Annotated in this window: 12 protein-coding genes; 3 read left to right on the top strand and 9 right to left on the bottom strand. The window is 68.1% G+C overall.

The annotated features are described in order from the left end of the window. From ABD024_RS06265 to ABD024_RS06255, 3 genes are all read left to right on the top strand, one after another. A partial coding sequence (locus ABD024_RS06265) for an AsmA family protein (RefSeq protein WP_343850756.1) occupies positions 1–1,907 on the top strand: 1,907 nt, incomplete at its 5' end. 68 nt (positions 1,908–1,975) lie between these two features. Then, entirely contained in the window at positions 1,976–2,905 is a 930-nt protein-coding gene (locus ABD024_RS06260; RefSeq protein WP_343850754.1) for a DMT family transporter, read from the top strand. 33 nt (positions 2,906–2,938) lie between these two features. After that, positions 2,939–3,571 carry a class I SAM-dependent methyltransferase gene (locus ABD024_RS06255; RefSeq protein ID WP_343850752.1) on the top strand — a complete coding sequence of 211 codons (633 nt, stop codon included), beginning with the start codon at positions 2,939–2,941 and terminating at the stop codon, positions 3,569–3,571. 79 nt (positions 3,572–3,650) lie between these two features. On the opposite strand, the gene ABD024_RS06250 is transcribed toward ABD024_RS06255, so the two are convergent. The 9 genes from ABD024_RS06250 to ABD024_RS06210 form a co-directional block, all read right to left on the bottom strand. Beyond that, the gene (locus tag ABD024_RS06250; protein WP_343850750.1) at positions 3,651–3,866 is read right to left on the bottom strand and encodes a GDCCVxC domain-containing (seleno)protein; all 216 of its coding nucleotides are present in this window, start codon (positions 3,864–3,866) and stop codon (positions 3,651–3,653) included. A gap of 11 nt (positions 3,867–3,877) precedes the next feature. Then, positions 3,878–7,042: an efflux RND transporter permease subunit gene (locus ABD024_RS06245; RefSeq protein ID WP_343850748.1), complete on the bottom strand. Its 3,165-nt coding sequence runs from the start codon at positions 7,040–7,042 to the stop codon at positions 3,878–3,880. Continuing rightward, positions 7,039–8,343, bottom strand: coding sequence for an efflux RND transporter periplasmic adaptor subunit (locus ABD024_RS06240; protein ID WP_343850746.1), 1,305 nt, complete (start codon positions 8,341–8,343; stop codon positions 7,039–7,041). The genes ABD024_RS06245 and ABD024_RS06240 overlap by 4 nt, the downstream gene beginning before the upstream one ends. Further along, positions 8,340–9,599: a TolC family protein gene (locus ABD024_RS06235; protein ID WP_343850744.1), complete on the bottom strand. Its 1,260-nt coding sequence runs from the start codon at positions 9,597–9,599 to the stop codon at positions 8,340–8,342. Before ABD024_RS06235 ends, ABD024_RS06240 begins: the two co-directional genes overlap by 4 nt. An 82-nt stretch (positions 9,600–9,681) precedes the next feature. Then, entirely contained in the window at positions 9,682–10,140 is a 459-nt protein-coding gene (locus tag ABD024_RS06230; protein WP_343850742.1) for a hypothetical protein, read from the bottom strand. Positions 10,141–10,187: 47 nt separating this feature from the next. Continuing rightward, positions 10,188–10,640, bottom strand: coding sequence for a DUF411 domain-containing protein (locus ABD024_RS06225; protein ID WP_343850741.1), 453 nt, complete (start codon positions 10,638–10,640; stop codon positions 10,188–10,190). A gap of 14 nt (positions 10,641–10,654) precedes the next feature. After that, positions 10,655–11,767, bottom strand: a complete 1,113-nt coding sequence (locus ABD024_RS06220) for a c-type cytochrome (RefSeq protein ID WP_343850740.1) — start codon at positions 11,765–11,767, stop codon at positions 10,655–10,657. Between the two features lie 12 nt (positions 11,768–11,779). Continuing rightward, positions 11,780–12,808 carry a copper resistance protein B gene (locus tag ABD024_RS06215; protein WP_343850737.1) on the bottom strand — a complete coding sequence of 343 codons (1,029 nt, stop codon included), beginning with the start codon at positions 12,806–12,808 and terminating at the stop codon, positions 11,780–11,782. Beyond that, entirely contained in the window at positions 12,805–14,571 is a 1,767-nt protein-coding gene (locus ABD024_RS06210) for a copper resistance system multicopper oxidase (RefSeq protein ID WP_343850735.1), read from the bottom strand. The genes ABD024_RS06215 and ABD024_RS06210 overlap by 4 nt, the downstream gene beginning before the upstream one ends. Between the last annotated feature and the right edge of the window lie 14 nt (positions 14,572–14,585).

The following is a 14,585-nucleotide window of genomic DNA, read 5'->3' as shown; positions in this document are numbered from 1 at the left end:
ACATCAGCATCGCCAACCCCGAATGGGCGGCCCAGCCGCGGTTCGCCCATCTCGACGCGTTGCGTTTTCGGCTGTCGCTATTGCCGCTGCTGGCGCACCGCATCGACGTGCCCACGCTGCAACTGGTGCGCCCCACGGCCGACCTCGAGCGCGACAAATCGGGGCGCGCCAGCTGGGATTTCGCGCCGCCGGAAAACGCGGCACCTTCCGCCTGGAAGCTGCAGCTGGGCACGATCGGTTTCGACCAGGGGCTGCTCACGCTCGACGATGCGGCCAGGCGCGCGAAGCTCAAGCTGGTGGTGGAACCGCTGCAGGCGGCGATTCCGTACGACCAGATCGTGGCCCGGCAATCCAGCGACGCGCGCGAGCAGGCCGGCAAGACGGTCGGCGCCGCGGCGGAGAAGGCCATAGCCGGCAGCGACGCCAAATCAGCCCGGATCGGTCAGGCTACCGCATCGACGACCTATCAGTTCGGCTGGACCGCCGAAGGCAGCTACCAGGGCAGCCCGCTCACGGGCAAAGGCCGAACCGGCGCCGCGCTGGCATTGCAGGACACGACCACGCCGTTCCCGCTGCAGGCTGACGTGCACATCGGCGACAGTCACATCGCCCTGGTCGGCACGCTGACCGATCCGCTGCACCTGGGTGCACTCGACGTACGCCTGTGGCTCTCCGGCTCCAGCATGGCCAAGCTGTATCCGATCACCGGCATCACCCTGCCCGACACTCCGCCGTACGCCACCGAAGGTCACCTGAAGGCGGAACTGCGTCGCAGCGGCAGCCACTACAGCTACCAGGACTTCCGCGGCCGCGTCGGCGGCAGCGACCTGGCCGGCAACCTGGTGTTCGTCACCGGCGGCAAGCGCCCCAAGTTGAGCGGCGACGTGCATTCGAAGCTGCTGCAATTCGCCGACCTGGCCCCGCTGATCGGCGCCGATTCCAACACCGAGAAAACGCAGCGCGGCGACGCCACGCCGCAACCCGCCGACAAGCTGCTGCCGGTCGAACCGTTCCGTACCGACCGCTGGAAGGCGATGGATGCGGACGTGAATTTCACCGGCGCGCGCATCGTGCGCAGCGCGGCACTGCCGATCGACTCGCCCAGCACCCATCTGGTCCTGGACAACGGCGCCCTGCACCTGGACCCGCTGAGCTTCGGCTTGGCCGGCGGCACCGTGCGCAGCAACATCACCCTCGACAGCAACCAGGCACCGATGCGCGGCGTGCTCAAGCTCGACGCGCGCCATCTCAAGCTCAAGCAGCTGTTCCCGACTTTCGAGCCGATGCGCACCAGCTTCGGCGAGATCAACGGCGACGCCGCGCTCGATGCGCAAGGCAATTCCATCGCCGCCCTGCTCGGCAGCGCGAACGGCGAACTGAAGCTGCTGATGAACGACGGCGCGATCAGCAAGACCCTGCTGGAAACCGCCGGCCTCAACGTGGGCAACATCATCATCGGCAAGCTGTTCGGCGACAAGACGGTGCGGATCAACTGCGCGGCCACCAACATGGTCGCCCGCAACGGCCTGTTCGACATGCGCCTGTTCGTGTTCGACACCGACGACGCCATGATCGACGTCACCGGCACGGTGAACCTGGCCAGCGAGAAACTCGACCTTGACGTGAAACCGCACACCAAGGGTTTCCGCGTATTCTCGTTGCGCTCGCCGCTGTACGTCCGTGGCACGCTGAAGAACCCGAACGTCGGCGTGCAGGCCGGCCCGCTGCTGGCGCGCGGCGCCGGCGCCATCGCGCTGGGCGTGGTGGCTGCCCCGGTCGCCGCCTTGCTCGCCCTGGTCGCGCCCAGCCACGGCGACGCCGGCGACAACACTTGCCGCACCGTGCTGCAGCAGCTGCGCAGCTCCGGCAAGATGATGCCGGCGGGCAAGCCGGCGGTGAAGAAATAGGCACCGGGCACGTCGCACACGATGGCCGGCGCTAGAATGCCGGCACTCCTCTTCCCCGCGAATTCCCCATGCAACCCGTCAACCAGGCCCGTCTGCAGATTCATTTCTGCGTATTGCTGTGGGGCTTCACCGCGATTCTCGGCAAGCTGATCACGCTGCCGGCGCTGCCGCTGGTGTGGTGGCGCATGTTGCTGGTGGTGGTGGCGCTGCTGCTGATCCCACGGGTCTGGCGTGGCTTGCGCGCGATGCCGGCACGGCTGATCTGGGCGTATGCCGGCATCGGCGTGCTGGTATCGCTGCACTGGCTGACTTTCTATGCGGCGATCAAGCTGTCGAACGCCTCGGTCGGCGCCACCTGCATCGCGCTGGGGCCGGTGTTCCTGGCCTTCATCGAGCCGTGGATCGCCAAGCGCCGGTTCGATCCGCGCGAGCTGCTGATCGGCGTGGCGGTGGTGCCGGGCGTGCTGATGGTGGTGGGCGGCGTACCGCACGACATGCGCCTGGGCATCGCGGTGGGCGTGCTGTCGGCGCTGTTCGTGGCGTTCTTCGGCTCGCTCAACAAGCGCCTGGTCGAGCACGGCGACCCGCTCACGGTGACCTTCATCGAACTGGGCACCGGCACCGTCTTCCTCACCCTGCTCGCGCCGTTCATTCCGCACGTCGGCCCTGCGTTCATGCTGCCGGGCACGCACGATGCGCTGTTGCTGCTGGCGCTGTCGTTCGGCTGTACCCTGCTGCCGTTCGCGCTGGCGCTGGTGGCGCTGCGCCACATGAGCGCGTTCGGCACGCAGATGGTGACCAACCTGGAGCCGGTTTACGCGATCATGCTGGCGATCGTGCTGCTGGGCGAGCAGCATGAGCTGGACGGCTGGTTCTACGCCGGCGTGGCGGTGATTCTCGCCGCGGTGTTCATGCATCCGCTGCTCAACCGGCGGGCACGTACCACCAGGCAGCCCGAACTGCTCGGCACCGCCGAAAGCCACAGCATGGTCGACTGATCCACCGTCGCCAACCTTCCCGCGGAGCAGCCCATGACCGACGAGCAGCAGCACTGGGAAACGGTGTACCGGACCAAGGCAGCGGATGCAGTCAGCTGGTACCGCCCGCATCTGGATACTTCGCTGGCACTGATCGAGCGCGCCGCACCCGACCGCAACGCCGCCGTGCTCGACGTGGGCGGCGGCGCGTCGACCCTGGTCGACGACCTGCTTGCGCGCGGCTACCGCGACCTCAGCGTGCTCGACATTTCCGCGGCGGCCTTGAATGTCGCCCGTGAACGCCTGGGCGAGACGGCAAACGCGGTGACCTGGATGGCGACCGACCTGCTCGATACGCCACTGCCGCAGGCGCGCTACGACCTGTGGCACGATCGCGCCGTGTTCCATTTCCTGACCCAGGCGGAGCAGCGCGCGCACTACCTGCGACAGCTGACCCGCGCCCTGAAGCCAGGCGGCCACGCGGTACTGGCCACGTTCGGTCCGCAGGGCCCGCTGAAGTGCAGCGGGCTGGACACGATTCGCTACGATGTCGAGGGACTCACCCGCGCGCTCGGCGACGGCTTCACGCTGATCGATAGCACGCTGGAGTTTCACGCAACCCCGTTCGGCACCACCCAACCCTTCCTTTACGCCCTGTTCCGGCGGACGTCCGCCGACGCCGCCTGAGGGAAAGCCTCCTGCGCGGCCGCCACTGCACCAGGTCCCTGTTGGCGCCCCTCGCCTCGCACCCGCTGCCGACGGACCGCTAACCGCAGCACGACTTCTGCTGCTGGATCGGCGGGCACGGCACGCTGCCCCAGGAACAGAACACGCAACAGTCGCCCGGTTTGGGCTGCAACAATTCGCCGCAGCCGGGACAGTCGTAGAAAAACTGGCAGGCGTCGGTCGGCATGGTCTCGGTGGCCTGGTGGCCGCAATGCGGACAGGTCAGCGTGCTGCGCAGGATGAGTTCGATCGTCATGGCTCTTCACCCTACTCCGGTTGCGCCGACTCGTTCGCCGGGCCGGCCCGACGCAGCCGACGCAGCACCAGCAGGCGGAACGCGGCGGGGATGACCAGCATGGACAGCAGCGGCGCGGTGAGCATGCCGCCTATCATCGGCGCGGCGATGCGCTGCATGACTTCGGAACCGGCACCGTGGCCGAGCAGGATCGGCAGCAGGCCGGCGAGGATCACCGCGACGGTCATCGCCTTCGGCCGCACGCGCTGCACCGCGCCTTCGCGGATCGCCTCATCCAGCTCGGCCACGCCCGAGCGCGGATCGGCTGCCAGTTGGCGGTCCCACGCATGGCGCAGGTACAGCATCATCACCACGCCGAATTCGGCGGCGACCCCTGCCAGCGCGATGAAGCCGATCATCGTCGCCACCGACACCGCATGGCCCAGCAGCCAGATCAGCCAGAGCCCGCCGACCAGCGCCAGCGGCACGCTGGCCATGATCAGCGCCGCCTCGCTCACCCGACGAAACACTGCGTAGATCAGCACGAAGACGATGAGCAGCACGACCGGCACCACCAGGGTCAGCCGCTGCATCGCCTGCGCCAGGTATTCAAACTGGCCCGACCACGCCACGGTGACACCCGGCGGCAACCGGACCTGCTGCGTCACCGCGCGCTGCAGATCCGCCACCACCGCACCGAGGTCGCGGCCGGCGGTATCGACGTAGACGTAAGTCGCCAGCTGGCCGTTTTCGCTTTTCAGCATCGGCGGCCCGGCCACCACCTGGATATCGGCCACCTGCCCCAGCGTCAGCTGCGCGCCGTTTGCCGCGACGATCGGCAGCTGCGCCAGCGCGGCCAGCGAATCGCGCGCCGCCCGCGGATAGCGCAACACGATCGGGTAGCGCTCGCGACCCTCGACGACCTGATCGATCGGTTCGCCCCCGACCACCGTTGCAATCAACTGCTGCACTTGCTGCTGGCTCAGACTGTAGCGTGCGGCATCGGCACGCCGGATGCGCACGTCGACATAACGCCCGTTGGCAGCCCGCTCGGCAATCGCCGTGCTCACCCCGGGTACGCCGCGCGCCACCGCCTCGATCCGGTCCGCCACTGCCTGCAAGCTGTCGATGTTGGCGCCGAGCACCTTGATGCCGATCGGGCTCTTGATGCCGGTAGCCAGCATGTCGATGCGGTTGCGCAGCGGCGGCACGAACAGGTTGGTCAGGCCCGGTACGTGCACCGCCTTGTCCAGCTCCGCCTTGATCTTGTCCATCGTCATGCCCGGTCGCCACTGCTCCTTCGGCTTGAACGTGATCGTGGTTTCGAACATTTCCAGCGGCGCCGGATCGGTGGCCGTGTCGGCACGACCGGCCTTGCCGAATACATGATCGACTTCCGGCACGGTCTTGATCATGCGGTCGGTGAGCTGCAGCAGTTGCGCGGCCTTGCCCGAGGACAGCCCGGGCAACGCGGTCGGCATATACAGCAGCGTGCCTTCGTCCATCGCCGGCATGAATTCGCTGCCGAGCCGGCTCAGCGGCAGCAGCGCGGTGAGCAGCAACAGCCCGGCCAGCGCCAAGGTCGCCTTCGGATGGCGCAGCACCGCTTCCAGGATCGGCCGGTACAGCGCGATCAGGCCGCGGTTGAGCGGGTTGGCGTGTTCCGGGCGGATGCGTCCGCGGATCAGGTAACCCATCAGCACCGGCACCAGCGTCACCGCCAGCCCGGCCGCCGCGGCCATCGCGTAGGTCTTGGTGAACGCCAGCGGCTTGAACAGCTTGCCCTCCTGCCCCTGCAGCGCAAACACCGGGATGAAGGACAGCGCGATGATCAGCAGGCTGACAAACAGCGCCGGGCCGACCTCCGCCGCCGCGTCGGCGATCAGCGACCAGCGCGCCCTGCCTTGCGGCTCCTTGCCGTCATGCGCGTCGCGCCAGTGTTCCAGATGCTTGTGCGCGTTCTCGATCATCACCACCGCCGCATCGACCATCGCGCCGATCGCGATCGCGATGCCGCCGAGCGACATCAGGTTCGCCGTCACGCCCTGCAGGTGCAGCGCGATGAACGCGACGAGTACGCCCAGCGGCAGGCTGACCACCGCCACCAGCGCCGAACGCAGATGGCCCAGGAACAGCACGCACACCAGCGCGACCACCAGGAATTCTTCCAGCAACTTGCCCCACAGGTTGCTCACTGCCGCATCGATCAGCTGCGCGCGGTCGTAGGTCGGCACGATCTCGACGCCGGCCGGCAGGCTGCGCTTGAGCTCGGCGAGCTTCGCCTTGACCGCCACGATCGCGGCCTTCGCGTTCTTGCCCGAGCGCAGCACGACGATGCCACCGGCCACTTCGCCCTGGCCATCCAGTTCGGCGATGCCGCGCCGGAAGCTCGGCCCGCGCCGCACCGTGGCGACCTCGCGCAACAGCACCGGCACACCGGCAGCAGGGGTGGTGATCGGCACGCTCTCGAAGTCCGCCCGGCTGCGCAGGTAGCCTTCGCTGCGCACCATCAACTCCGCCTCGCCCTGCTCGATCACCGAGCCACCACCGGCACCGTTGGCCGCGCGCACCGCGTCCACCAATTGCGCCACGGTGATGCCGCGCGCGGCCAGCGCCTGCGGGTTCGGCACGATCTGCCAGGCGCGTTCCATGCCGCCGAGGCTGGCCACCTCGGCGACGTCCGGCACGGTCTTCAGCTGGTAGCGCAGGAACCAGTCCTGCAGCGCACGCAACTGGCCGAGGTCGTGCCCGCCGCTGCGATCGACCAGTGCGTATTCGTAGACCCAGCCCAGGCCGGTGGCGTCGGGACCCAGCGATGGGTTGACCCCGGCCGGCAACTGATCGCGCACCTGGCTCAGGTACTCCAGCACACGCGAGCGGGCCCAGTACAGATCGGTGCTGTCGTCGAACAGCACATAGACGTAGGAGTCGCCAAAGAACGAATACGCGCGCACCGTCCGGGCGCCGGGCACCGACAGCATGGTGGTGGCCAGTGGATAGGTGACCTGATCCTCGACCACCTGCGGCGATTGCCCAGCCCAACTGGTGCGGATGATCACCTGGGTATCGGACAGGTCCGGCAAGGCGTCCAGCGGCGTGCGCATGACCGAGAACACGCCGACCGCGGCCAGCACCAGCGCGGCCAGCAACACGGCCACGCGGTTCGCGATCGCGGCACGAATCAGCGCAGCGATCATCGCTTGTCTCCCGTCGGCATCGGGTGGGACAACATGGCATGGTTCGCTGCGCTGGTAGCCGGCGCGGGCACAGCCTGGCCATCGCCCATGCGTTGCAACGCGCCGGACAGGCTGGCCTCCGAATCGATCAGGAACTGGCCGGACACGACGACCTTCTCGCCGCCGCGCATGCCATCCAGAATCTCCGTGTAGCCACCGGCCGAGCGGCCGGTGCGCACGGCGAGCGGACGGAAATGGCCGTCCGTTTCCGCCACGATCACCCGCGTCTGCTGGCCGGTCGCGATCAGCGCCTCGTCCGGCACCACCGGCACTGCCTCGCCATCGGCCGGCTGCAGTTGCACGGTGACGAACATGCCCGGACTCAGCCGCCCATTCGGGTTGGTCAGCACGATGCGCGCGCGCTGGGTGCGCGCGGTACTGTCGATATCCGGCAATAGCGTCTCCACACTGCCATGAAACTCCTGGCCCGGCAGCGCGTCGACGCTGACCGTGGCCGGCGTGCCCGCATGCACCGCGCCGGCGAGCGCCTGCGGCAACGCCGCCTCGACCCAGACCGTGGTCAAGCCGTTCAACGTCATCAGCGTCTGCCCGGCACTGACCCGCTGGCCTTCCCGCACTTCCAGCGTGCTGACCACGCCGGCCTGCGGTGCATGCAGCGTGACCGCCGCGCCCGCACCGTGGCGTGCTGTGCGGATATCCGCGGAGGTCAGGCCGAGTACCTGCAGGCGCTCGCGCGCGGCGCCGCGCAAGGCCTTCGCGTCGGCCGACTGTGCGCCCTGCAGCGCGTCGTACTCGGCCAGCGCGCTGCTCCACTGCGGCGCCAGCAGTTCGGCCAGCGGCTCGCCCGCCGTCACCTGCGTGTACGGCGCACGCACCCGCAGCTTGCTGATCACCGCATCGACGCGGGCGCTGATCGTGACGGCTTCGCGTGGATTCCACGCCACCGTGCCGGGCACACGCAGCGCGGTCGACAGGACGCGGCGCTCAACTGATGCAGTGCGCACGCCCAGGTTCTGCACGGTAGCCGGATCGATCCGCACGACCTCCCCGGCCGCATTGGCGTCGGCATATCTGGGCACCATTTCCATGCCCATCGGCGACAGGCCTGGCTTGTCGAAGTGCTGCTCCGGCACCATCGGGTCGTACCAGTACAGCACCTTGCCAGCCGTGTCCGGCGCATTCGTCGACGAATGCGCCGATGCTGGCGCGGTGGTGGCCCGGTGACGACCGCCGAGATAGCCGGCGACGAGCAATGCGGCCGCCGCGACTACGACGAAAAAGATGACCAACGGACGCTTCATGGCGTCACCTCCGAAGGCAGCAGATAGGCAAGCGAAGCCCACAACCGAGCGCGTGCAGCCAACGCATCGGCATAGCTCAGGCGCAGTTCGATCTCGGCGCGGCGGGCATCCAGCCACGGCTGCAGCGAGCCGCCACCGCGGTAGCCGGCCAGCGCGGTTTGCGCACGGTCACGCGCCAGCGGCAGCAGAGTCTGTTGGTAGCGCGCGATCTGCCGCCCCCAGCCTTGCCAGGTAGCCACCGCCCGCGTCACCGCTTCGCGCTGGGCGCGGCGCGCGTCCTCGTGATCGGCCTGCACCGCGTCCCATTGCGCCTGCCGGGCGCTGATGCTGCGATCCTGCCGGTTGCGGGTGAATAGCGGCAGGCTGACGCCCACCTCCAGCATCACCATGTCCGACAAGCCCGATGCGCGCTTGCCATAGCTGGCGCTCACGCTCCAGTCCGGCTGCCTGGCCGCACGCGCCTGATCGAGCGCCGCTTGCGCCACCTGTTCGCGCGCGGCCCACGCCTGCAGCGGCGCCTGCCGGTCGATGCTGGAAACCAGGCGATCGGCTTCCACCGGCAACCGGCTGAAATCCTGCGTCGCGGCAAGCGCGCCGGGCGGCGTCCCCAGCCAGCGCTGCAGGCCCGCTTGCGCAGCCGCCAGATCGGCCTCGACCGCTTCCAGCCGATTGTCCAGCGTGGCGATCTCGGCCCGGGCCGCCAGCGCATCGACCGCACTGCCCTCGCCACCGCGCAAACGGGCCTGCGTGACCCGCACGGCCAACGCCGCCTCGTCGTGCAAGTCGAGCAGCAACGCACGCTGCTGCTCGACTGCCCACACGTCGATCCAGGCATCGGCGATGCGCTCGCGCACGCTCTGCGCGGTGGCCACGCGATCGGCCTGTGCCGCATCGATCCGCGCGCCGGCCAAGGCACGCTCTGCGCGACGCGCGGTGCGCGACGGAATGGCCTGCATCACACCGACCGTACGCGCGGTCATCTCGTCCGAACGCAGGCTGAAAGCGCCCGGGCTGGTGACCGGGTAGTTGGCAAGCCCGAACGTCAGCGTGGGGTCCGGCAGCTGGCCGGCACGCGCCGCCTCCTCGCGCGTGGCCGCGATGTCGGCGGCGCGCGCTTCAAGTTGCGGCGCGCGCGCCAGACCTTGCCGAACCGCCTTCTCCAGGGTCAGCGGCGATTCGGCGGCATGCACCGCCGCCCACGGGAGCAGAGCCAGGCCCGCCACCATCAGGTGCCGGGCGAAATGAATGGACAACATGGGTGAACACTCCGTCGATCTGCATTTGCGTCTTGCCAAAGCGGGCACGACGCCACGTCGGTGGATACCGCGACGGGTCAGATCAAATCAGGAGTGCGCAGTACAACAATCTGGGTGTGGGTGGCGGCGCACGCAAACGGTCGCGCCGCGTCAGGGTGCGGCCCGACGGCAACGTCACGACCGCCACGGACAACAACACCGGCGGCAGCGCAGTCAGCACGTTGAGCGGCACCGAGGCGGTGCGGACGTCGACCTGGGTGGCGTGATCGGGTTGGCAGTGCTGCTGGCAGATCGGGGCGACCGGAGCCGGCATTTCCGCGCAACCGTCGCCCATCGCTGTCATCGAAGATGCCTCCGCCTGCGCCACCACCGCGGCAGGCGATGCCGGCACGATGGCGCAGGCATACGCGGCCACCGCCACCTGTTGCCACAACAGCAGCAAGGCCACCAGCCATGCAAGGCGGCGGCGGGTACGCGGACGGATGTGGAATGCGCGCTTCATGCCGTGGCCAATGTAATGCAGGCGGGTCGAGTGCGTCATTGACGCGGGTCAAACAAGCAGCGACGCCAATGACGCGCCAGCGTTGCTCACACTCCCGGGCCGTGGGTGGCAAAGACCCGGGTCGAGCCGTCGCGGCCGATCAACACCACGTCATAGCGTTCGGGCGCACCCATCTCCATGCCGGGCGAACCCATCGGCATGCCGGGCGCGGCCAGGCCGCGCGCGTTCGGTCGCTCGGCGAGCAGGCGGCGGATGTCCTCCACCGGCACGTGCCCCTCGATCACGTAGCCGTCGATCAGCGCGGTATGGCAGGACATGGCGCCAGGCGGCACGCCGAGCCGCGCCTTTACCGCCGCCATCGGCTGATCCTGATGCACGGTGACGGTGTAGCCCTGCGCACGCATGTAGTCCACCCACGCGCCACAGCAGCCGCAGGATGGATCGCTGTACACATCGAACGCATTCGCCGCCATCGCCACCGGCGCGAACAGCGCGGCAAACAGCAGGCTGATGCCCATGCGGGAAAGCCATCGTTTCATCGTCATTCTCCTGGTCATTTTTCTGGCATGGGGGTGGTTTGCCACTGGATGGACACGATCTTCCAGCTGGCGCCGTCTTTTCTGAGGTTGAGCATTTCGCGGCTGCGCAGCGTGGCCGGCTTGCCCTTGACCGTGGTCTGCATGTCGCTCTCGCTGCCGACCATCGCGGTGTCGCCCATCGGCATCGAGCCCAGCGAAACCGGCGTGATCCGCGCGGTTTTCAGGAAGGCGATGTCCTCGCCCAGGTGACCGCCGGCATACGCCTCGCGCGACTCCACCTGGCCGCCTTCGCTGATGCTGGCATCGGGCGCCAGCAACGCGAGCACGGCCGCGCGATCGCCGCGCTGCAACGCCGCCTGGAACGCCCGCGCCACGGCTTCGGCCGCGGGTGCCGCGTTCGGCTTCATTCCCTCCATCGACAGCGGCGCCTCGATCGCCGCAGCGCCGGCGGCGTGTTCGTGAGCATCACCATTCGCGGCAGTCGCCGCCTGGCTGTGCCCCGCTTCACCGGCCATGTCCATGCCCTTCGCCACGGTCGCGTCATGCGCGTCCTCGTCGGCGGCCCCGCCATGGCTGTGGCCACCCTCGTCATCCATGTCCATGTCTTCATCCGGCGGAGCCTTCGCCACCATGTCCTTGTATTGCGCCGGCGTCATGTCGGGCAGCTTCTGCAGGAAGGCGACCATGCTCCAGATGGTGGGATCGTCGTGGCTGAGTCCCCACGCCGGCATCGCGCTCATCTTGATGCCGTGCTTGATCACCCAGAACGCCTCCTTCGGCGCGACCCGCACCTGCGACAGGTTCGGCGGCTGCGGGTACAGGCCCGGGCGGATTTCGGAATCCTTCCCGCCGGGCTTCAGATGACACTCGGTGCACATTGCCGCGTACTGGCCGGCACCCTTGAGGATCAGCTGCTCGTCGTTGAGGTCGGGCACCTGGATGTCTTTCGAGTGCACCTCGATCGAACGCTCGCGCATGGCCTGCATGACAGCGAAGACGGGTTTGGTGTGGGGGGCGTCGGCACCCATGTCGTAGAGGCCGGAGTACACGAACACGCCCGCGCCGACGGCAAGAACGCCCAGGACGATGGCGACGGTGATGCCGTGCTGCTTGATCTGCTGTTTCATGCTGCGTTCTCCTCAGAACCAGATGCGCACGCCGGCAACGATCTGCCGGTCGAGCACGGGTTGGCTATCCTGCCGTGCGTAGTCGGCGCTGCTGCCGACGCGGCGTACCCAGTTCACTCCGACATACGGAGCGAACTGACGGCGAATCTCGTAGCGCAGGCGCAGGCCGAACTGTACATCGGAGATGCCGCGGCCGATGCGTCGCTGCGGATCGTTTTTGCCGTACAGGTTGATCTCCGCTTCCGGCTGCAGGATCAGCCGCTGGGTGAACAGCAACTCGTATTCCGCGCGCAGGCGTGCCGCCGTGCGACCGCCGGCGCCGGCATAACCGGTCGCCTCCAGTTCGAACCAATACGGTGCCAGGCCCTGCACGCCGAACGCGGCCCAACTGCGCGCCGGGCCTTCGCCGAAGTCGTGGCGCACGCCCAGTTGCGTGCTCCAGAACGTGGCGACGTTGCGATTCCAGAACGCCTCCACGTTGCCGTCTTCGAGCTTGCCGCGGCTGCGTTCGCCCTCGCTGCGCAGCCACAGCTTGTCGCTGTCGTTGCCGTACCAGCCCTGGATTTCCCAGCTCTGGCCGTTGGCATCGCGGCCGTGGAACGCCTCCAGTTGATCGATCAGCAGCATGCCGGCCGGTGCGCCGCCATGCATGTGCAGCCCACGTGCGGGGCTGGCGGCGATGCCGTCGGAATAATCCCCGCTGCGTGCATCCGCCGGCGCGCGGCCGCCCTGCATCGGCCCCATCGTCATGCCCGGTGTCGAATCCGTGCCATGCGCCGCGCCGTGGTTCATGCCCGGCATCGTCTGGTGATCCACGCCGTGCATCGGGCCGTGATCCATCTCGGCCATGGCGCCGTGATCCATCTCAGGCATCGTGCCGTGATCCATGCCCGGCATGGCACCCATGGCCACCGGCGCCGTACTGCTCGACGAGGCCGGAGCGCTCTGCGCCATTGCCGTCAGCGGCAACGCCAGCAGCAGCGCAGCCAGCAACGCCGAACGAGGTGGAACGATCGAGATGTCGCGACAATGCATCTTCATGACACCACCACCTCGCGGAACATGCCCGCCTCCATGTGATACAGCAGATGGCAGTGGTAAGCCCAGCGGCCCGGTGCGTCGGCCGTTACTGCATAGGTGATGCGCTGGGCCGGCTGCACGTTGATGGTGTGCTTGCGCACCTGGAACTGGCCGTCCGGATTCTCCAGCTCGCTCCACATGCCGTGCAGATGGATCGGGTGGTTCATCATGGTGTCGTTGACCAGCACGATGCGCAGGCGCTCGCCGGTGTTGAAATGCACCGGCTTGGCATCGGAGAACTTGATGCCGTCGAACGACCACATGAAGCGCTCCATGTTGCCGGTCAGGTGCAGCTCGATCTCGCGGCCGGGTTCGCGCGCGTCGATCGGCCCGCCGATGGTGTGCAGGTCGGCGTAGGTCAGCACGCGGCGGCCGTTGTCGCGCAGGCCGATGCCCGGATCGTCGAGATTGGTGCGCGGCATGTCGACATGCATGTCCACGCCGGGGCCGTATTCGGTACGGGCGTGGCGCACGGCCGGCGCGGGTGCGGCCGCCATGCCGGCCATGTTGCCGTGATCCATGCCGGCATGATCCATGCCGGGCATCGCTGCATGGCCGCCGCCGTGGTCCGCATGCGACATCGCGCCCATCATGTCCTGCATGCCCAGCCACAGGCGCTGGTCCAGCGCCGGCACTTCGGCGGACATGCCCTGCCGCGGTGCCAGCGTGCCGCGCGCATAGCCGCTGCGGTCAATCGACTGGGCGAACAGCGTGTACGCACGCTCGTCCTGCGGCTCGACGATGACGTCGTAGGTTTCGGCCGCCGAGATGCGGAACTCGTCGACCGGCACCGGCTGCACGTCCTGGCCGTCGGCGGCGATCACCGTCATCTTCAGGCCGGGAATGCGCACGTCGAAGATGGTCGACGACGAACCGTTGATGAAGCGCAGCCGGATCTTCTCGCCGGGCTTGAAGATGCCGGTCCAGTTGCCGGCCGGCGCCGCGCCGTTCATCAGGTAGGTATAGGTGTAGCCGGAGACGTCGCCCAGGTCGGTCGGGTTCATGCGCATCTCGTTCCACATCCTGCGCATCGCCAGCGCCTGACCCAGTCCCTTCTCGCGCACGTCGCGGAAGAAATCCGGCACGGTCGGCTGGGCGAAGTTGTAGTAGTCGCTCTGTTTCTTGAGCTTGGCGTAGATGCGCTCGGGATCTTCGTCGGTCCAGTCGTTGAGCATCACCACGTAATCGCGATCCGTGGGATAGCGGTCGGGGCCAGCCGGTTCGATCACCAGCGGGCCGTACAACGCGTTCTGTTCCTGGAACCCCGAGTGCGAGTGATACCAGTAGGTGCCGCTCTGGCGCACCTGGAACTGGTAGAGAAAGCTGTCGCCCGGCGCGATGCCGTCGAAACTGAGGCCGGGCACGCCATCCATCCGGAACGGCAGGATGATGCCGTGCCAGTGGACCGAGGTGGGCACGCGCAAGCGGTTGGTCACGCGCAGGTTCACCGTGGTGCCCTGCCTCCAGCGCAGCAGCGGGCCGGGCACGCTGCCGTTGACGGTGGTCGCCAGCCGCGCCGCGCCGGTGAAATTGACGGCGGTCTCGACGATGTCCAGCGCGAAATCGGTGCCGCTCAATGCCGTTGGTTGGCCGGGGCTGGTCAGCGCCCAGGCGTTCGAAGGCCGCAGCAGGCCAAGGCCAGCCACCGCACCACCCAGGGCCAGGCCCTGCACGAAACGTCGCCGCGACAGATCGGTCGCGGGCGACGGGGAAAATGGATTCACGCTTGTCTCCTTCG

It is taken from the genome of Rhodanobacter soli, from assembly GCF_039523495.1.
In the GTDB taxonomy this organism is placed as follows: Bacteria; Pseudomonadota; Gammaproteobacteria; order Xanthomonadales; family Rhodanobacteraceae; genus Rhodanobacter; species Rhodanobacter soli.
The sequence above is the reverse complement of the archived record's forward strand: the minus strand, read 5'-3'. Positions and strand labels throughout refer to the sequence as shown.

Excerpts from the sequence above, each read along its gene's own strand:
- ABD024_RS06225 (WP_343850741.1), bottom strand. The coding sequence starts at position 10,640 with ATGAAACGATGGCTTTCCCGCATGGGCATCAGCCTGCTGTTTGCCGCG.
- ABD024_RS06230 (WP_343850742.1), bottom strand. The coding sequence starts at position 10,140 with ATGACGCACTCGACCCGCCTGCATTACATTGGCCACGGCATGAAGCGC.
- ABD024_RS06220 (WP_343850740.1), bottom strand. The coding sequence starts at position 11,767 with ATGAAACAGCAGATCAAGCAGCACGGCATCACCGTCGCCATCGTCCTG.
- ABD024_RS06235 (WP_343850744.1), bottom strand. The coding sequence starts at position 9,599 with ATGTTGTCCATTCATTTCGCCCGGCACCTGATGGTGGCGGGCCTGGCT.
- ABD024_RS06215 (WP_343850737.1), bottom strand. The coding sequence starts at position 12,808 with ATGAAGATGCATTGTCGCGACATCTCGATCGTTCCACCTCGTTCGGCG.
- ABD024_RS06255 (WP_343850752.1), top strand. The coding sequence starts at position 2,939 with ATGACCGACGAGCAGCAGCACTGGGAAACGGTGTACCGGACCAAGGCA.
- ABD024_RS06250 (WP_343850750.1), bottom strand. The coding sequence starts at position 3,866 with ATGACGATCGAACTCATCCTGCGCAGCACGCTGACCTGTCCGCATTGC.
- ABD024_RS06245 (WP_343850748.1), bottom strand. The coding sequence starts at position 7,042 with ATGATCGCTGCGCTGATTCGTGCCGCGATCGCGAACCGCGTGGCCGTG.
- ABD024_RS06260 (WP_343850754.1), top strand. The coding sequence starts at position 1,976 with ATGCAACCCGTCAACCAGGCCCGTCTGCAGATTCATTTCTGCGTATTG.
- ABD024_RS06240 (WP_343850746.1), bottom strand. The coding sequence starts at position 8,343 with ATGAAGCGTCCGTTGGTCATCTTTTTCGTCGTAGTCGCGGCGGCCGCA.